The 18694-nt window shown below is 45.7% G+C and carries 14 protein-coding genes and 1 pseudogene; 5 read left to right on the top strand and 10 right to left on the bottom strand.

Annotated features, from left to right (window positions below; translation table 11 throughout):
* Both BP95_RS33655 and BP95_RS0127780 read right to left on the bottom strand, forming a co-directional pair.
* Window positions 1-3332 (bottom strand): annotated as a pseudogene (locus BP95_RS33655) (hypothetical protein); the annotation flags it as partial.
* A 93-nt stretch (window positions 3333-3425) separates the two neighbouring features.
* On the bottom strand, window positions 3426-4586 hold the full coding sequence (locus tag BP95_RS0127780; RefSeq protein WP_021252704.1) for a glycosyltransferase family 4 protein: 1161 nt from the start codon (window positions 4584-4586) through the stop codon (window positions 3426-3428).
* 151 nt (window positions 4587-4737) lie between these two features.
* Between BP95_RS0127780 and BP95_RS0127775 the strand changes: the two genes are divergently transcribed.
* Together BP95_RS0127775 and asd are read left to right on the top strand one after the other, a co-directional pair.
* Window positions 4738-5835, top strand: a complete 1098-nt coding sequence (locus BP95_RS0127775) for a YheC/YheD family endospore coat-associated protein (RefSeq protein WP_028533766.1) — start codon at window positions 4738-4740, stop codon at window positions 5833-5835.
* Window positions 5836-5995: 160 nt separating this feature from the next.
* Complete coding sequence (gene asd, locus BP95_RS0127770; RefSeq protein ID WP_028533765.1) at window positions 5996-6814, top strand: archaetidylserine decarboxylase; 819 nt, start codon at window positions 5996-5998, stop codon at window positions 6812-6814.
* A 136-nt stretch (window positions 6815-6950) separates the two neighbouring features.
* On the opposite strand, the gene BP95_RS0127765 is transcribed toward asd, so the two are convergent.
* The 6 genes from BP95_RS0127765 to BP95_RS0127740 all read right to left on the bottom strand — a co-directional run bounded on the left by BP95_RS0127765 (window position 6951) and on the right by BP95_RS0127740 (window position 12732).
* Window positions 6951-8279: an XRE family transcriptional regulator gene (locus tag BP95_RS0127765; protein ID WP_028533764.1), complete on the bottom strand. Its 1329-nt coding sequence runs from the start codon at window positions 8277-8279 to the stop codon at window positions 6951-6953.
* 86 nt (window positions 8280-8365) lie between these two features.
* Window positions 8366-9688: an XRE family transcriptional regulator gene (locus tag BP95_RS0127760; protein ID WP_028533763.1), complete on the bottom strand. Its 1323-nt coding sequence runs from the start codon at window positions 9686-9688 to the stop codon at window positions 8366-8368.
* Window positions 9689-9740: 52 nt separating this feature from the next.
* A complete protein-coding gene (locus BP95_RS31545) occupies window positions 9741-9971 on the bottom strand; it encodes an aspartyl-phosphate phosphatase Spo0E family protein (RefSeq protein ID WP_036667651.1) in 231 nt (76 codons plus the stop codon).
* A gap of 217 nt (window positions 9972-10188) precedes the next feature.
* Complete coding sequence (locus BP95_RS0127750; RefSeq protein ID WP_028533762.1) at window positions 10189-10377, bottom strand: hypothetical protein; 189 nt, start codon at window positions 10375-10377, stop codon at window positions 10189-10191.
* Between the two features lie 13 nt (window positions 10378-10390).
* Window positions 10391-11659 (bottom strand): helix-turn-helix domain-containing protein, encoded by a 1269-nt coding sequence (locus BP95_RS0127745; protein ID WP_028533761.1) that lies wholly within the window; start codon window positions 11657-11659, stop codon window positions 10391-10393.
* Between the two features lie 287 nt (window positions 11660-11946).
* Entirely contained in the window at window positions 11947-12732 is a 786-nt protein-coding gene (locus BP95_RS0127740) for a helix-turn-helix domain-containing protein (RefSeq protein ID WP_028533760.1), read from the bottom strand.
* 309 nt (window positions 12733-13041) lie between these two features.
* Here BP95_RS0127740 and BP95_RS0127735 point away from each other — a divergent pair, with 309 nt between their 5' ends.
* From BP95_RS0127735 to BP95_RS0127725, 3 genes are all read left to right on the top strand, one after another.
* Entirely contained in the window at window positions 13042-14337 is a 1296-nt protein-coding gene (locus BP95_RS0127735; RefSeq protein ID WP_028533759.1) for an aminotransferase class I/II-fold pyridoxal phosphate-dependent enzyme, read from the top strand.
* A 236-nt stretch (window positions 14338-14573) separates the two neighbouring features.
* Entirely contained in the window at window positions 14574-16769 is a 2196-nt protein-coding gene (locus BP95_RS31540; protein WP_155987358.1) for an ABC transporter ATP-binding protein, read from the top strand.
* Window positions 16762-17367 (top strand): DUF1854 domain-containing protein, encoded by a 606-nt coding sequence (locus BP95_RS0127725; protein WP_021252694.1) that lies wholly within the window; start codon window positions 16762-16764, stop codon window positions 17365-17367. The genes BP95_RS31540 and BP95_RS0127725 overlap by 8 nt, the downstream gene beginning before the upstream one ends.
* An 89-nt stretch (window positions 17368-17456) precedes the next feature.
* On the opposite strand, the gene BP95_RS32175 is transcribed toward BP95_RS0127725, so the two are convergent.
* Both BP95_RS32175 and BP95_RS33395 read right to left on the bottom strand, forming a co-directional pair.
* Window positions 17457-18467, bottom strand: coding sequence for a hypothetical protein (locus BP95_RS32175; protein ID WP_021252693.1), 1011 nt, complete (start codon window positions 18465-18467; stop codon window positions 17457-17459).
* On the bottom strand, window positions 18457-18633 hold the full coding sequence (locus tag BP95_RS33395) for a GapA-binding peptide SR1P (protein WP_090513584.1): 177 nt from the start codon (window positions 18631-18633) through the stop codon (window positions 18457-18459). The genes BP95_RS32175 and BP95_RS33395 overlap by 11 nt, the downstream gene beginning before the upstream one ends.
* Between the last annotated feature and the right edge of the window lie 61 nt (window positions 18634-18694).

Here is an 18694-nt window from a genome sequence, read left to right as displayed (position 1 = left end):
TGCTCTGCAGTTATTGCCCCGTGGCTTACGTGCTCCGAGCTTATTGCCCCGTGGCTCACGTGCTCCGAGCTTATTGCCCCGTGGCTCACATGCTCCGCAGTGATCGCTCCTTGGCTCACGTGCTCCGATGTTATTGCCCCGTGGCTCACGTGCTCCGCAGTGATCGCTCCTTGGCTCACGTGCTCCGCAGTGATCGCTCCTTGGCTCACGTGCTCCGAGCTTATTGCTCTGTGGCTTACGTGCTCCGAGCTTATTGCCCCTTGACTCACATGCTCCGAGCTTATTGCTCCTTGACTCACATGCTCCGAGCTTATTGCTCCTTGGCTCATGTGCTGAGCTTGGATACACTCCGGCTGCACATGAATCGATTCTACGCTCTCCGGGGCAAGATGATGCCCATGCACAGCATTCGCTACGAGATGCGTCTCATCAATCGAGCCGCTGGCCATATGCTGGCTGTTTATTTCTCCTGCCGCCAGATGAGATCCATGGATAGCTGCTACTGATATATGTTTTGCATGGATAGCATTGGGCCCTATATGGTCTTTCATTACAGCAAATGGTTCAAGTTGAGACGATCCAATGATTATGGGCTCTGCTGGTGGGGGATTGACGAGATTATTCAACATCGTAAACAATTCATCATCGAGATGTTCAATACGAACTGCCCCAGATGCCAAGTGTTCGTCCGCAACAGCCTGTGGCTGAATATGTGTCCCTTCCACTGACCCTGGAGCCAGCTTGGAGGCCGTTACCGACTGTTCTGCAAGCTGATAGGTGTCAATCGCCTGCGCTTCTACATGCTTGCCTGATACCAATCCGGGAGCAAGATGCTCCGCCTCAACAGCTTCATAGGCAATTGCTTCCGAGCTTACTGCACCTTTTGTCAAATGGATGGATTCTACACTGCCCGCTGCTAATTTCTCAGAAGTAACACTCTTATTCGCAAGCTTGCTGGATGTAACCGACATATCACTTAACTTGTCGCTGGATACACTCTCTGGGGACAACTTGAGGGATGTAACCACATGATCAGCCAAGTGATGGGAGTATATGGAGGATGAACCTATGTGTCTGTCTCGTACAGCATGCGGAGCAATCTTCTCACTCGTTACCGCTTCTTGCTTCAGCATAGCCGCATCAATCGATTGAGCTCGGATATGTTCTTCGCTAATTGCTCCTGGTGAAATATGTTCATCCTTGATGGAGTACAGCTCTATTTCCTTGGCCCCTACTGCACCCGCACTGATGTGACGGGAAGTTACGCTATCGTCAGCCAATATCTCAGCCGTCACACTTTGATTCGTCAGCTTTTGACGAGTAACCGCCTCATCAGCGAGCTGCAAAGAGGTAACGCTGTGTACACCCAACTTGCTTGTTGTCACTGCCTCATCTACGAGATGCGCTGTGTTAACAGCATTCGCGACTAAATGTCTCCCTTCTACTGCGCCTGAAGTAATCGTACGCTTATCAATTGCCCCGTCCTGCACATGCCGATTTGCAATGCTATCTTGCTCAATATGCTCCCCGCCGATCGCCTCTTCCTGAATATGAAGACCGACTATGGCAAGTGGTGCGATCTGCTGCGTGTTTATTGCATGCTTGACAACATGACGAGACTGAATCATGGCATCTGCAATTTTTTGCGAAGTAATACTCTGATCGGCGATTTTGGTGGAAGTGACAGCTTGATCTATCAACTTTGCTGTTGCGACTGATTGATCCGCTAATTTATCTGTCGTTACAGCCTGCTCGTGCAAATGCCAGCTATGAATTTCTCCTTCGCGCACATGCTTCTGATGGACCGCTTCCTTCTGCAAATGGGCAGATTGAACTGTTTCTGCTGCAAGATGGATCGAATGAATTGATTGAGGCTGAAGATGATAGCTGCTAATCATATTCGGGGTAAGATGGGAGCCTTCAATTTGGTTGGAACCAATATGTCGACTCTCAACAGCACGTTCAGCGATGATACGACTCACAATAATTTCATCAGCTAAATGGTCGCTAACAATGCTAGAGGGGGCTATTTTATCGCTCGTTACAGCATGATTCCGCAGCTTCGAATTCGTGACTACATCATCACTAAGCTTGGATGTGTCCACAGCGCCATTGGCCAAGTTTTCCGTATGGATCGCACCGCTGCGTATCTTTTCAGAGGTTATGGATTGGTCTTGAATCAATTCATTCGAGATGATTAGTTCGCTCAAATGCTTCGTATGAATAGAGCCTTCCGCTAATTTATCAGAATCGATCGTCTTATCAGCCAGCTTCTCGGAGGTTATACTGCCGTCCTTAATTTTGCCTCCTGTAATAGAACGATCTCGAATTTTACTGCCTGAAATCGCATTGCGAATGAGGTGCTCACCCATAATCGAATCAGGAGCGATCTTCCCGCCAGTGATTGCTTCATCTGCAATTTTAATCGATGTGACAGAATGATCCTTTAGCGCATCAGAATCAATGCTCTCACGTTTAATCTTGGATCCGCTTATCGAATACGCAGCCAGTTTCTCATTGGTAACAGCCTCATCCACGATATCATCGGTATATACAATCGCTTTTGGCCGGAAAATGCTTCTCTTCTCGAAAAGCCGTTTTTCCTTCTCTGCCTGCACAGCTATTACTGCATCAACGTCTACCTTCTGCTCCGTTTGCTCAACTGGATTGTTTTCAAGCACATGGAGTGTGTCCATAGAGGAAGCATCAACTGAGGAAGCTTCAACCTCTACATCTTGGGACACCGTTCCTCTAATAGGCTTTGATGGATTTTTAGTCTTCTTCTTTTCTGTGCGGGTTGCTTTCGAAAGCTTGCTATCTGCTTGCTTCGATGAAGGTGCGTTTACGCCAGTGAGTGTGGAAGCTTCGACTTCCGAAACTTGAGTGGACTGCGCCTTCTGCTCGCTATGCTCAATGTCTGGGGATATAGTGAATGGAGGTACAGGCGTTGGTATGTTCTCTTCTCTACTTACATGGGCATCCAAAGATGGTGTCTTCGACTTCGAAGAACCTTCACCTGCTGTGGGCTGCTTCATGGCAACATTGCCTCTCTTTGCCTGCTGAAGAGCCAGCTTTGCTTGTTTCATCAGATGGTTCATTTCTTCCTGTGCTGTCGCAAACGCATTGATGTTAGCTTTCTTGGACTGTGCAACACTATCGGGCTTAGATTTCGATAATTGATCCAAATGGGGCTCAGATTTCGATAATTGATCCGAACTAGGCTTAGATTTCGATAATCGATCCAACATTTTCAGTTCCGACCTATTCGGATTATCTACATAATAGGAAGGCCTCTTTCCTTTCGGGGACAAGCTCCCTTTTTTCTTTTTCACGCTGCACTCTCTCCTTTCCGATGGGCTTCTACCTACACCTAATCCATCATATGCACCCAGTGCTCTCCCCGACACTCGCCTATACGTATGAATCTATTGCTCTGCAGGAGCGCCTATTTCGTTAGCCCACCGCTCGGCTGTTTTGTCCCATGTAAAATGATTCTGTACATGTTCCACAGCCGCTTCCCCCATTCTCTTTCTTCGTTCATCATCATCCAATAACCGGTTTAGTTCATTCGCAAGCCGTATGCTTAGCCGAAACGGCCGCACGAGCACGCCTGTAATCCCGTCTGCAACAACCTCTTGAATGCCTCCGACACGTGTTGCAAGTACAGGGACTCCAGAAGCCATCGCTTCCACATTGACTAAACCGAATGCCTCCTTCTCGACCGAAGGCATGACTACAACATCCGCTAGCAAATACCAATCCGGTATTTGTTCATGGGATACATAAGGGACGAATCTAACGTGCTTCGGATACACTCTGCCCAAACGCTCAAGCTTACGCACATAGACGGTTCTCCGTGCAGATCCATAAAACGCGCTGCCGACGATGACAAATAGCGCCTTAGGCTGCCTCGCAATGACACGCGGAATGGCCTTCAATAAATGATGAACTCCCTTTAAGGGAATAAGACGCCCGACATATAGAATGATTTTGCGATCCGCCCAACCTAGCATGTCCTTGCCTGCTTCAGAACGCTGCATTCCTTCTTCCGTCCATTTAGAGCGGAATCGCTCTTGGTCAACTCCTAATGTATTCACTACGATTCGCGAAGCACAACTTGGACAGACTGCTGCAACTTTGCGATATAAATAGCGGCTGTTGACGAAAATCCGATCTGCCGCTCGAAGTGATGACCTTAATAATTTCAGGGGAATATGCTTACGGCTCATGAAGGTGACGGAGTGAAGATTCAATATGATTTGGGCATTGGGAAAGGAACGCTTGATAGGGAGAACAAATCGGGGACGGTTCTCAATTTGAATCGTATCAGGCATGAACTGAGCCATGCTGCGAATAACCCCCTGCACGTACATCCGTGCATGGCTCGCTCGAATTCGAACACAAGGAACACCCCGAACCGTGTCTATCTCTTCCTGGCCGCTCCACAGTCTTGCATAAATTCGTGCATCTATTCGCTGAGCAGCCTTGCTTACCACATGCTCCACGACTCGCTCAACGGAACTGCTCGATCCAGAAGGAATCGGGAATGTTCCTGGCGTAATGACAGCCACCTTCTGAAGATGCATTTCGTTCCTCCTCATCTGCTTAGCCAAGCATCAAATTTAGTCATTATGCCTTCATCCACTCGTCCATACCGCCAATACTGGACATACATACGATGCATTATCGCCAATGGCTATTTGTATATCGCATTTTTGCCCCTAAGGAGGTATGACCATGTCCGATAATCGAATCGGCATTTTGTTCAATGCTCCCTTGCTGCGTGGACTCATCCGTGGCAAGACGAAGCACGAAGCTATCCTGTTCTATGAAGAAGCTGCGCGTCAGAACGGAATCATCCCTTGCTTCTTCCGAATTGAAGATGTAAATACCCGTCGAATGGAAGTAGCCGCATATGTAAAAGGGCCGACTGGTTATGTTCGCCGACGCATGCCTATTCCACGAGTCATTCATAACCGAGCGATTTATTTGCGTCCCACTTCACGCGCGCGTATCCGCTCTCTGGTTCAAGCGAATATTATCTTATTCAACGAGGTCAATCGATACGGCAAAATGAGCATTCACAACGTACTCAAGGCAGATCATATGATCGCCCCACATTTGCCAGACACAACCCTCGCAACTCGTTCTTCTATCGCCAGACTCATGGAACGCTATGACGCGATTGTACTGAAGCCTAATAACAGCAGCATAGGACGAGGGCTCACCAAAATTGAGCGAACAAGCAAAGGGTGGAGAACGACCTACATGCTGCGAACGTCAACAGGGGGCCGTAAGTGGAGAACCGTCGAGATGCCTGAGGGGAAATTGCCCGCATCCGTGAGGTCCCAAATGCTGAAGAAGGCCTTTTTGGTTCAACAGCTCTTGCCGCTCGTTTGCTATAAGGGTAGACCCTTCGATCTGCGTGTATCCGTACAACGAGACGGAACCGGAGAATGGAAAATCACAGGAATCGTGGGCAAGGTTGCACCATCGCATACATTCGTCACGAACGTAGCTCAAGGCGGAACAGTCTATCCATTTGAACTGCTGGCAGCTTCTGCACTGCCTTATATTCCGCTTGATATCCTTCGCGAACGAATCAGCCGCTTCTCCTTAGATGTCGCTTCACGGCTATCACACACCCTGCCCCATCTTGCAGATTTAGGACTAGATATCGGGATCTCTCCTGATGGAATTCCTTTATTTATCGAATGCAATGGACGAGATCAACGTTACAGTTTTCGTGAGGCTAATTTACTTGAATGTTGGAGAGCAACCTATGTGAATCCAATTGCCTATGGCGCATCTCTGCTTCGTCAAGCAAGTCAATAACCCTCTTTATTCTTAGCGTTGTGTAGGATCATATTGAAAATGATGGCGTTCTGTGTCAAGATAGTCCACAGGAAACATGCTTCTTATTCTGTTTCTTGAGGTTGAAAAATACAGGACGCCCTTAATTCAGGTGTCTTATAAACCAGGTGATTAATTAACAATGAAAAAAAGATTTTTACGGCTACTAACTGAATTATCCTCACGCAAGTGGGTATCTCGCATCGCAGGCCGCTTCGCCAACTCCGGATTAAGCCGCCGATTTATTCCAACCTTTGCGAAGACGTACAATATCCGTGTTGAGGAAGCTGAGAAGCCTATGGATCAATACGGGACTTTGAATGAATTCTTCACTCGCAAGCTTAAGCCAGATATGCGTCCTATTTCTGCTGCAGAAGACCAGCTTGCTAGCCCTGTAGATGCAGTGATTACAGGTATGGGGCCAATTCAGGAAGGCAGTATATTTAATGTGAAGGGGCAGGATTATACTCTCGATGAGATGCTGAACCACTCTCCTCATCGACAAAAATATAGTCATGGCTATTGCTTCGTGCTGTATTTAAGTCCTTCCGATTATCATCGTATTCACGCCCCCGTTACGGGGACCACTGTGGAGAGCGAACATGTGCCTGGGCGTGTCTATCCAGTAAATGATTTTGGTCTGCATCATATGCCGCGTGTACTTAGCCGCAACGAACGACTTATCACGTACATACGACATGGACAAGGTGAAGTAGCGGTTGTGAAAGTTGGGGCACTCAATGTGAGCAGCATCCGTTATTCGGATGATAAAGTGAAGTCCAGCTATGAGAAGGGGCAGGATCTTGCCTATTTTGAATTCGGATCAACCGTTGTGCTGCTGACAGAAACGAATACATTCGAGCCCCTGGAGGGATTAGCGCTCGGCGCCAAGGTTAGAATAGGAGATTGCTTGGGGACGTTCCATGCGAAGACTGAACGCGTACAGAAGACACAGAGCTAACCCTACTTGCGTTCCATAGCATCTTACTGAAAAGGGGCTTTTCCATAGGCCATGAACCATGGCAATTGGAAAAGCCCCTTTTTCTGTGCTCATTTTCTCAGGCACCGACTACTAAAGAAAAGCGCTATAACTTTCTTTAAGTAGTTAACACTGCTCTTTTTAAAATGCTCTTTTTCTGAAATTCCACAATATAACCGTCCAGCTCTTGACTAAGACGAACGACAGTAGCATCTGTCAGATTCCGGCCATCCGTTACAGCACTGATCATGTTTAATCGTGTCTGCTCCAATTGTCTCAGCAAGGCCTCATCCGTTTCCGTTAATCTAGTGAACATGGATATCCCCTTTTTGAAATAATCGATAGCTTCTTTCTGTCTATTTATTCCGCTCATAACTTTCCCTTTGTTAATGTAATAGTTTGCAAGTTCATTGATTTTCATAGGATTGGAGAAGTCTTCTTCCAGATAGTCTGATTCACCTTGGAGCAAATGTTGTGCTGCATCTATATCTCGTTGTTGAAGATAGATATGAAGTAGTGAGTTTACAATATTTAATTTGTAAGTCGATGACTCCATACACAGCTGCAAATGGTAGATAGCTGATTCCGTTTCTCCCCGTTGTTCATGAAACTTGGCCTGCATTAAAGTTACATGATCCTTCAGGAACGGGAAGCGTGTCAATCGAATACGATTGAGGTACTTCTCTGCCAATTCAAATTGAGATTTATAATAGTAAGAAGAACTAATCAGTAAAATGGAGTAAGCTTTATAGGTACTCTCTGTCTTATCACAGGTCAGCAGTAGTTTACCGAATTCAATACTGTCATTATACTTGCGCAGTGTATAAGCGTGAACACTTAACTTGTAATATAGAATAACACGATCTTCGCAGGTCAGATCTTCAGCATAGGCAAGTACCTGCTTCCCCGAATGATAGGTTTCCTCCATTTTACTGAAATCATCCCGTTCCACTAAATACCGATAGAACAATCCTTTTGCAACATATGTCTGCCAGCCTTGCCTTTGGGCATATATGATTGCATCATCCATTAATTCTAGCCGAGACTCTAAGTTGCCTGATCCTTGCTGTACGATGCTTAATATCTTCCCAAAACGCACTTTAGAATTCTCGTCCTGAGAGGCCATTAGATGAACCATTACTTCTCTAGCCAGTGAGATATCGTCTTCAGACAACACGAGTTGTTGCAGCAGACAGAACCATATCTCCGATTGAATCTTTGTAGCGGCAAGAGCACTTACGACTTCATGAGCAGGTATATGTAAAATAGAGAAAATGGGTTGTAGGATAGCATAATCTCGTGGAGCTCCGCCATATTCCAGGAACGAAATTCTCTTTTTAGTTACGCCAGTCCTGTTCGCAAGTTCCTGCTGGGATATATTCCATTCATGTCGATATGAGCGAATCAATTCCCCCAAGGTCTCATTTCTCGGTTTTACAACCCCCATGCATGTATCCTCCATTACACTTTCTTGATGAATCGTGAGTGAATCTCCATCTGGAAACAAAAGAGATCAATTGTGCTTCTTTTTCATTAATCTCTTAATAGATAATTCTTAAATATCCCTTTTTTCTGTATTTCAACGATATAGGTATCAAGCTCTTGACTGAGCTGCACAACAGAGACGTCTGTTAAATTCCGTCCCGTTTTGGCTGCATTCATCATCTTCAACCGTGTGCGCTCCATCTTTCGTAATAAAACTTCATCAGCTTCGGTTAATTCAACAAACATGCTTACACTTTGGATATAGCAATCAATGGCTTCACTGTTTTTCCCCCATCGATGAAGCCATTTTCCTTTAAGTTTGTAGTAATATGCGTGTCCTGATATTGAATTTGGATTTAAGTAGTTTACATTGAGGTATACATGTTCTTGCTGGAGTAGTTGCCTTGCAGAAGTACTATCATTTTTTGTTAGATACAAATCAAGAAGTGAGTTCACAATGCTTATTTTATAAGAAGACACTGTAAAACATTTCTGCAATTGGCTAATTGCCAATTCGATGTGTCCTCTTTTTTCATGGAGTTTGGTTGTTAAAAAATCGACATTTTCTTGAACAAAGGAGAAAGGAAACTGACTGAATACTTTCAAATATTTTTCTGCCTGATCATATTCCTCAAGTCGAAAATAGGATGAACAAATAAGCAAGGTGGAGTACGCTTTGTAGGTGCTCTCCGAGCTATCTTCAGCAATTCCTAGCTTAGCTAACTCAATACTTTCATAGAAGCGGTCTATGTGGAAGGCATGTACGCCTAACTTGTAATAGAAAACCACTCGATCATCACGAGGGAGAAACTCCACGTAGTGAAGCACAGCCTGTCCAGACTGGAAAGTTTCCTCCATCCTACTGAAATCGTCCCGCTCCACTAAATAGCGATAATACAATCCTCTCGTTACAATAGACTGCATATCTCTTGTTTTGACATAAGAGATGATATAATCCAGTAACTCAAGCCGCAACTCAATGTTATCTGCCACTTGCTGAACCGCATGATATAGCTTGTATATCAAATCTTCATTTCCCGTATCATGACAAGCCAACAAATGAAAAAGAATATCTACGAGTATTTGCCTATCTTTACTTGGTAAATATGCTACCAACAGGGCTAGCCATAATTCAGAACTAACCTCTTCTGTCGGCAAAGCCGCCACTATTTCTTCCACCGGAATATGCAGTACTGTAATGACTGACTGCAGCACTGCATAATCTAGTGGTGTTTCTCCTTTTTCGATTGCGATAACACTTTCATAATCTACACCTGCTTCTTTTGCGAAACCTTGTTGTGTCATACTCTCCCGATTCCGGTAACATTGGATTAGTTCCCCTAGTTTCACGTGTGCTAAATCGGAACCCATGCATGTTTCCTCCGCTTACAGGATAGTTATTAGCCATCAGATGAATCACTAGCTATCCAGCAATATCAATCTCCATGATCGCCTTTTTAAGCAGTCTTTTCTTTTGAATTTCAACTAGATATTCATCGAGTTGCTGACTAAGCTCAATAACTTCAGCGTCAGTAAATGTTTTACCACCATCAAACGCTTCCTGCAGTTGCTCGCGGGCTTTTTCGATTTCGTCTAGCAACATTTCATCCGACAAGCTGGTTTCATTAGTAGGGATGTCAAAGTAAAACCGCATCGTGTTAGCCTCCCGATAATGATTCTCTTTTTATAAATCATGATTGCTTCTATTATCCGACAATTATGTATCATTGTCATTATATAACATTCTGCTTATTTCACTACAATTCTATGAAATAAGATATATTCGACTCTGTTCAACATTTGTTGCAATGCGTTATAGACAACAAAAAGGACGCTAAAGATTAGCGTCCTAGAAACAGCATCTTTTTTAACTACCAGGGAAGGCTTGAATCCTCACCGCTACCAAACATTACGATTTTATCAATTTGATTGACATTATTACCACTTGAATTAACAGTTCTTACATAGCTTGAGTCTGCATAACCACTTACTAGTGATGGCATTAACAAAAAAGAAACCGCTAATAATGAAACACAAATTTTAGTTGCCTTTTTTTTCACAAAGTTCCCCTCCTTATTTTTTCAAATCTTCAAACAGCTTTTCCATTTTGTTGTTTATCATTCCATCATCATCTTTTACATTCTTCATATGACGGAAGATAAGCTCTAAACATTCATAGATTTTTTTTGTCTCATTCAACCTAAAGAACAATTTTGCACTCATAATAAAGTGCTCAACAGCCTCATTCTCCTTACTAGAATCTATAAGGTACTTTCCTTTGTTCAAAAAATAATGAGCACGACCTGAAATAAAAATAGGGTTGTCTTCACTCTGAATAAGGTATTCTTGTTCATTCTGAATGAGTTTTGCTGCTGAATTTATATCTTTGTTTACCCTGTATAATCTAAGTAACGAATTAACAACATTTAATTTATACGAAGGAATATCTAAGCATTGCTGAAATTGAGAAACTGCCAATTCAATGTTTCCTTTTTTTTCATTCAGTTTTGCTGTCCAGTAATCTACATTTTCTTGCACAAAAGGGAAACTAAATAAACTAAATGTTTTCATATATTTCTCTGCCATATCATATTGCTCTAGTTCAAAATACGACGAACAAATTGCTAAAGTAGAGTATGCGCTAAAGCTGCTTTCAACATCTTCTTGAATAACTGCATTTTTGCATAACTCTATGCATTCGTTGTAAAGCCCCAAATTATATGCATGAACGCCAAGCTTGTAATATAAAGTGGCTTTCTCCTCACGAGATAGAAATTCGACATAATGGAGTACATAGTGACCAGTTTGGTAAGTTGCCTCCATCTTCGAAAAATCGTCCCGCTCAATTAAATACTTATGTAAAGTTCCTCTCGCAACGAAGCGTTGAATTCCATGACTTCGTGCATAGGTAATAACGATGTTCAGTAATGAGAGCTTCAGCTCATTATTGTTCGATATTTCCTGAACTATTTGAAAAAGCTTGCCTAGCAGAACTTCGCTCTCTTCATTGCGGGATGCTAATAGATAGGAAGCGATCTCAGCTGACAAGGAGTAATCCCCACTCGATGTTGAATTATGCAATAATCCGAACCAAGTGTCTGAACGATGGTCAGTCAAGGACAAAGCATCAATCACTTCGCGCAAGGGCACGTTCAGAACGGAAATAATGGGTTGTATGGTCGCGTAATCAGGCCGTTTAATGTCCCCATTCTCAATCTTGGAGATGCTGCCTCGGTTAATTCTTGTCAACTCCGCCAGCTTCGCCTGCGTCATTGACCGTTCATACCGATAACGTTGAATTAATTCTCCTAATGTCGAATAAACAGCACTGATGGAACCCACTCCATCACCTCCTTATTATGGAATTAATTGTCTTAATTCTATCATTATATATATCTCTTGTAAATCCCTCACATTCCAACAAAATGAATATTTATTCGACTCATACTTTCTACTATTAAAGGTAAACTAGTGAACACCTTTTGTCGATAACCTCGTGCTGAATTTATCGTTCCTTAACAATTCTAATCATTATGTAAGCAGTAAGGATGTCGTTTTTTTAGAGCAAAACCATATCTAACAAAAAAGCTGCCCGGACAATAGTGCCCAAAGCAGCTTGTATGATCCTTTTATCGAATTTCGGACGGGCTCCGTCCTGTATATTGCTTAAACTGGCGGCTGAAGAAGAAAATATCCCTGTATCCTAATGCATCCGCCACTTCCGTCACATTCATTCCAGCATGATGCAGCAGATGCTCCGCTCGTTCAATTCGAGAACGAATAATATACGTCTGCACAGACATCCCGATCAGTTCCTTGAACTTCACTGAGAAATAACGCGGGGACAACTGCGCTCGCTTCGCCAAATGCTGAATACGATGATTGGCACCTGGATTTTGCCTGATATAATTCGCAATTTCATGGATAGATTCCGCAAGCTGATGACTCGTCTTCCGCTCATCCGGCTCTTCCTTGTCTGCGCGCAGCAGATGAATCATCAACTGCTTCAGCACAAGCTGAGCTTCAATCTCTGCACCATACGTATCCCGCAAAAACAAGCGCACATATCTGGCAAGCAAATGTTCGAAGTCAACCGTTTCGTGCAGTTCTCGATAGGACATGGGAATGTCCGACAATGATGCATCCACATCAAAATGAATATAAGTTAATGTCAGCGGCTTTTGCGGATTATGTGTTGCGGATGTGTGATCCCCCGGACGGAATAAGAAGCAGCTGCCTTTGCGAATCTCATAGACTTCGCCATTCAGCGTCAGCTCCCCCTCCCCACTCCATACATAGAACAGGTCATAGTTCGGCATTGGCTTCTCTCGCTTCTGCCATTTCCAGTTCGGTTCACATGTAATCTTCGCGCAAGCCGGCTTCAGAATGTACTGCGTCGGCGATGCTTGTAACACGGTAGTGCCCCCTTCTTTCTCTCTAACATGGTCTCTTCTCCATCATAATTAAGTCAATTTCATGTAGGATTGCTCGAAAAATTTGCACTATTTCACTATAGTACCATCACTTTTGCAAAATTTGAACCTCATTCTTTACTCATCAAATATTAGGCGTATCGTATTTGCATGCTGCTTATAGGTAATGATAACCAATTCATCGTGACGAATGAAGAGCCATAATGCTATAATGAAGAAAGTATTTCAAGGGCGTATTCCATGCATGCATGGAATGGGCCCTCTTACAATGATGGTGGAAGGATGGACGCCATGAATCAACTGGCTCAACAATTGAACGAAACAATTCAACAGCACAATCCCAACATTTATGCCATGCTCTCCCGGCTCGCGCAGCAAATCTACTTCCCGAAGGAAGGCATACTGAGCCAATCAGCAGAAGCCAAAAGCAAGGCCAAGGCATTCAATGCCACAATTGGCATCGCTACGGAAGGCAATACCCCAATGCACCTCAGCGTCATTCAGGATACGTTGTCTGCCTATGACCCTGCTGATATCTATCCCTATGCACCGCCAGCAGGCAAGCCTGAACTGCGCAAAGCATGGAAAGAAAAAATGCTTACGGAGAACCCATCGCTTAGCAATGTAACAATCAGCAATCCGATTGTGACGAATGCATTGACGCATGGACTCAGCATCGTTGCGGATCTGTTCGCGGACGAGGGCGATGTTGTGGTGCTTCCAGAGAAGAACTGGGAGAACTACGAGCTCACGTTCGGCATTCGCCGCAATGCAGAGATGGTCTACTATCCGTTATATAATGACAATTGGAAATTCAATAGTGCAGGACTTCGCGATGCCTTGCTTGCCAATAAGGACAAGGGTAAGGCAATCGTTGTCTTGAACTTCCCGAATAACCCAACTGGCTATACACCTGGAAGAGAAGAAGGAGAGCAGATCACTGCGGCCTTGCTTGAAGCAGCAGAAGCAGGCATGCGTCTCGTCGTGGTAACAGATGATGCTTACTTCGGTCTCTTCTTCGAAGACTCCATGCATGAATCCTTATTTGGCAAATTGGCTTCCATTCATCCTAACATCCTGCCAATTAAGGTCGATGGAGCTACGAAGGAAGAGTATGTATGGGGATTCCGCGTAGGTTTCATCACGTACGCAGCTGAGTCCGAAGCACTGCTCGCTGCCTTGGAGCAGAAGACAATCGGGATCATTCGGGCTACCATATCCAGTGGCCCTCATCCTTCGCAGACGTTCGTGCTCCATGCGCTGAACTCTCCAGAGTACGGAGCGCAGAAGCAGGCCAAGTTCAATCTGATGAAGGCCCGTGCGAACAAAGTGAAGGAGCTGCTTGACAGCGGCAAGTACGGAGATGTGCTAAGCTATTATCCATTCAACTCCGGATATTTCATGTGCTTGAAGCTTCAAAATGTACACGCCGAAACCTTGCGCACACACTTGCTCGAGCAGTATGGTGTCGGCACAATTGCTCTTGGCGATACCGATCTGCGAGTTGCGTTCTCCTGTATTGAGGAGAACCAATTAGAGCAATTATTTGATACAATCTATCAAGGGATTCTTGATCTGACGAAATAGCACCCTGTGCTTGTTCGTGCAATTCAGCAGCCCTATTATCGTGCAACGAACAATTGTCGCCTAAGGAGTAGAACACTGCTCCTTAGGCGGCTCTTTTTATTTTAGATTCGTTCTCTGTGCTATCTTGAATCGTTCCTCCAACATTATGCAGCTATACGATATCCCCCTCCCCTAACACAAGTTTGTATGTTACAATTTCCCAATATTAATAATTCTTATAGAAAAGGGGGATATCCTTGCGTTTTATCGAATCACCGCCATTCGCGACCGCAGGCATGACCACGGCTGAACTGCTCTTCTGCGGGAGAGCCGATATTCAGGACGATGCTACATTATCTGAACGCTGGCTGCTGATTTCCCAAGATGAAATCTTCATATGCACCTCTTCCGGAAAATTAGAAAAACGCATTCTTGTAAGCGTTGTCAACAGATGCCGAACGAATGATGCGATAGGCAGCTCGCAGCTCATCGCAGATACTGAGCACGGTTCGATCGTACTCGTTCGATACACATCGATGGAAACTGTGAAGTTCGCGTTCGCTTGCCGACTGATCCAAGCAATCATTCAGGGAGATGAGCTGCCGCTTCCATCCGTGGATGACATGCCGCGGCGGTGCTCCAAATGTGGGGCACGACTCGTTAACCAGAACGAAAGCTGCCTACGCTGCACCGATAAGGGCAAGGCATTCAGGAGAGTGCTGGACTATGCGAAGCCTTTTAAGAAATGGATGTCGGTTGCCTCATTGCTCGTCATCGCCACAACGTTAATTGAACTTATCCCTCCTTACCTCACGAAAATTATCGTCGATGATGTCCTGCAGACGACACATCCCGCCGCATCCCTGCTCGCACTCGTACTGATGCTTGGTCTTGTTCAGCTCACACTTTCTGTCATGACGACCGTTCGCGGCTATATCAGCGTACATACCGGCAGTAAGCTTATGCATAATATCCGTGAGGATGTATATGGTTCTCTGATGAAGCTGTCGCTCGGATTTTTTGATCGCCGCCAAACTTCACAGTTCATTGGGCGAGTCAACCATGATGCCGACGCACTCAGTCAATTTTTGAACGATGGCGTCGTATGGGTTACCAGCCAGATTCTGCTCATCATCTCCATTTTCACCATGATGGCTTCACTCAATTGGCAGCTTACTCTGCTAGCACTCGTCCCAGCTCCCATTGTCATCTTCTTCTCTTTTGTCATCTGGCCATTCATTCATCAGCGCTGGTACATCCACTGGAGAGCGCTTAATCGCATCAACACGATTGTAGGCGATACACTCCAAGGCATTCGCGTCGTAAAAGCATTCGGACAAGAGAGCACAGAAAGAAGTCGTTACCATGAGGCGAATGATGTGTTAATGAAGCAGTCCATTCGTGTAGACGGACTTTGGGCAGGTGTACTCCCCTTGTTCTCCCTTGTGACACAATCTGGTTTGCTGCTCGTCTGGTTCGTTGGGGGTCAATCCGTACTTGGTCAACATATGACACTTGGAACGCTTATGGCGTTCATTGGTTACTTGGGTATGTTCTTTGGCCCGCTGAAATGGTTCAGTCAAGCCGTAAACTGGACCAGCCGGGCGTTTGCTGCCGCAGGCCGCATATTTGAAATTATCGATATGAAGCCAGAGGTACCGGATCGAGACCAAGCAATGCGGCTCCCCTCTGTACGCGGAGCCGTACAATTCGAGAATATTAGCTATGGTTACGAGAAGCATCGTCCCGTATTGAAGGAGCTTACGCTTGCTGTACAGCCTGGAGAAATGATCGGTATCGTTGGTCATTCAGGAGCAGGGAAGTCCACGCTCATTCATCTGCTCTGCCGTTTCTATGATCCTGACAGCGGCCTCATTCGCATCGACGGGATCGATATTAGAGACATGAAGCAGGAGAGCTTGCGTCAGCATATTGGAGTCGTTCTTCAGGAAACCTTTCTATTCGATGGTTCTGTAGCCCAGAACATTGCTTATGCGAAGCCTGACGCATCTCCGGAGGAGATTATGCGTGCCGCCAAGATAGCGAATGCACATGACTTCATCATCCGAATGCCCGATGGTTATGATACTCGGGTCGGCGAACGCGGAGCACGATTATCTGGCGGTGAGAAGCAGCGGATTGCCATTGCACGCGCAATTCTCCATGATCCGGCAATCCTGATTCTCGACGAAGCTACCGCTTCTGTCGATACCGCCACAGAACGCCAGATTCAAGAAGCGATGATGAGACTCATTCGTGGGCGCACGACCTTTGCTATTGCTCATCGGCTGTCTACGCTCCGCCACGCCACTCGTATTATTGTCCTGGATCAAGGCAGGCTCGTGGAAGTCGGTTCCCACGATCAGCTTCTCTCGCAGAATGGAGTATACGCGAAGCTTGTGCAGGCTCAACAGGAAATGTCTGAAATGAAAGGGGAGTATCTCTTTGCCTGATGTACATGTCCAAGAACCGCTCCACCAAGCCGAGCAGGAAGAACATATCCGCAACCAGTCAGCGAACAACACTAACGATCATGATCAGTCCGCCACTTCCATAAGCGCATTTGCGGAAGATATCCGCTATTTTTCTCCCGCCGTATCCTTTCGCCACAGTGAAGGAGGCCTGCTGGAGCTTAGGGATGGAGATACGGTAACAACGGAAGTATCAATTTATCGGGCATTTCCATTCTCTCACGCCTTATGCTACTTATCTGTACGAGATCGTGATGGCAAGGAAATTGGCATTGTACGCGACTTGCAGCAGCTGGATTCCAGCAGTCAAGACGCTATTCAGCTTGAGCTGAAGCGTCGGTATTTCATTCCTAGAGTGGAGAGTATCGTGAGCATACATGAGAAGAACAAGGTGTGGAAATGGGAGGTTATCACTGATAGAGGAACAATGAGGCTCGAGCTGGAAACTTTGCATGAGCACGTCCAGCCTTCACCAGAAGGGGGAATGATTCTGCTCGACAGCTTCGGACGACGCTGTATCGTGCCTCCGATCTCTGAACTAGACACAGGAAGCAAGCGATGTCTGAACCGGTTGTTCTAAATTGTTCTAAATTCAAATAAAGCCAGTGCCGGCAGCTTCCACACCGTCACTGGCTTTTCCACCGTTCGAGCTATATTATGAACGATCATCTAGAAATGATCGTTTTCATTCGTCGGCTCCCCTCCCCGACTCATCCAAACGAAATCAACTTCTTCCCAGTCCATATCGATTTCCGGTAAGACGAACTGCCCGCCCAATCCACCAAGCCTTCCAGATTGTGACATATTCTCCCAAGCGCTAACCGCATGCTCTATTCGGATCCCGACAATCGGGTAACTACGTGTGGCGTGAACACCAAGAATTTGCTCGGCAGCCAGACGGACGCAGCCGACATGCTGCTTCCAGCTCCCCGCTTCATACGGCAGCAGCACCGTTAATTGAATATCATACCCTTGATTCGCCAAGCGCTGCTCAGCCCGGAACAAGGCTTCTGCCTGCATATCGATCCATTCCACAACTGCGCTCGACAGCATGCATTTGTCCCCGTTTCCGGAATGAAGCCACTGCTTCCATTGCTTAAGCTTCAACCACTGCTGATGCAGACGGTGCCGTTCCACTGATAGATCGGAATCGGCCGCAAAGCGCTGAACTACTCCCATTCGCAATTCCAAATCGGCTATACTCGGCAACAGCTGCATAATTGGGGCATCGAGCAAACGCACATATCCATGTATAGCAGCATGTCGATGAAGGACAGCCAACATATGTTCATATTCGGCCGTCATCAGCGGAAGCAGCTTCTGAAGCGCTGAATCACGTTCTCCCGCCGTTCCAGCAAGCAGCATCTCACGAATGAGACGAACACGTTCCGACTTCATTAATAAGCTATGACTTGGCGCCAGCAGCAACTTGTGATACCCTGCTTCTGCAGCAGCCTGCACTTCTGCAGAACTGCCGCACTGCGCAACATGCAGGCCATTTGATTGAGGCGAATAAGGGACGAAGTTCTTGTATTCCGTCTCCCGCCATAATGTGCCCACATGATGAATATGCTGCTGATGCAATTCGATAATCCGTATGCCAGCCGTACTGTTGGAATGGCCATGACGCTGGACAACCGTCTTATCCCACTGCTCCGCCTGATTCGAACTAAGCTTCAATGTACAGTACCTCTCTCTCCATCACTGCTGTTTGCTCTCTACAATCGCGCTTATTGCACTCCACATAGTACACCATGACTTTTTCCGTATCTTGCTCGGCAATTATCCGATCGCACCTCTTGCATATGATTGCCCCAAGCAATAGCTGACGACGTTCTTGCTCCATCGGACATTCACCTCTCCCTTCATCTGCATGACGGGCATCCCCTGCCGAATTCAATTGGCTG

The sequence above is a fragment of the Paenibacillus sp. UNC217MF genome (genome assembly GCF_000686865.1).
Classification (GTDB): Bacteria; Bacillota; Bacilli; order Paenibacillales; family Paenibacillaceae; genus Paenibacillus_B; species Paenibacillus_B suaedae.
The sequence above is the reverse complement of the archived record's forward strand: the minus strand, read 5'-3'. Positions and strand labels throughout refer to the sequence as shown.

Coding starts and splice junctions, on each gene's coding strand:
- BP95_RS31545 (WP_036667651.1), bottom strand. CDS start 9,971: ATGCGGTTTTACTTTGACATCCCTACTAATGAAACCAGCTTGTCGGAT.
- BP95_RS0127760 (WP_028533763.1), bottom strand. CDS start 9,688: ATGGGTTCCGATTTAGCACACGTGAAACTAGGGGAACTAATCCAATGT.
- BP95_RS33395 (WP_090513584.1), bottom strand. CDS start 18,633: ATGGAGCAAGAACGTCGTCAGCTATTGCTTGGGGCAATCATATGCAAG.
- BP95_RS0127765 (WP_028533764.1), bottom strand. CDS start 8,279: ATGGGGGTTGTAAAACCGAGAAATGAGACCTTGGGGGAATTGATTCGC.
- BP95_RS0127775 (WP_028533766.1), top strand. CDS start 4,738: ATGTCCGATAATCGAATCGGCATTTTGTTCAATGCTCCCTTGCTGCGT.
- BP95_RS0127780 (WP_021252704.1), bottom strand. CDS start 4,586: ATGCATCTTCAGAAGGTGGCTGTCATTACGCCAGGAACATTCCCGATT.
- asd (WP_028533765.1), top strand. CDS start 5,996: ATGAAAAAAAGATTTTTACGGCTACTAACTGAATTATCCTCACGCAAG.
- BP95_RS0127735 (WP_028533759.1), top strand. CDS start 13,042: ATGAATCAACTGGCTCAACAATTGAACGAAACAATTCAACAGCACAAT.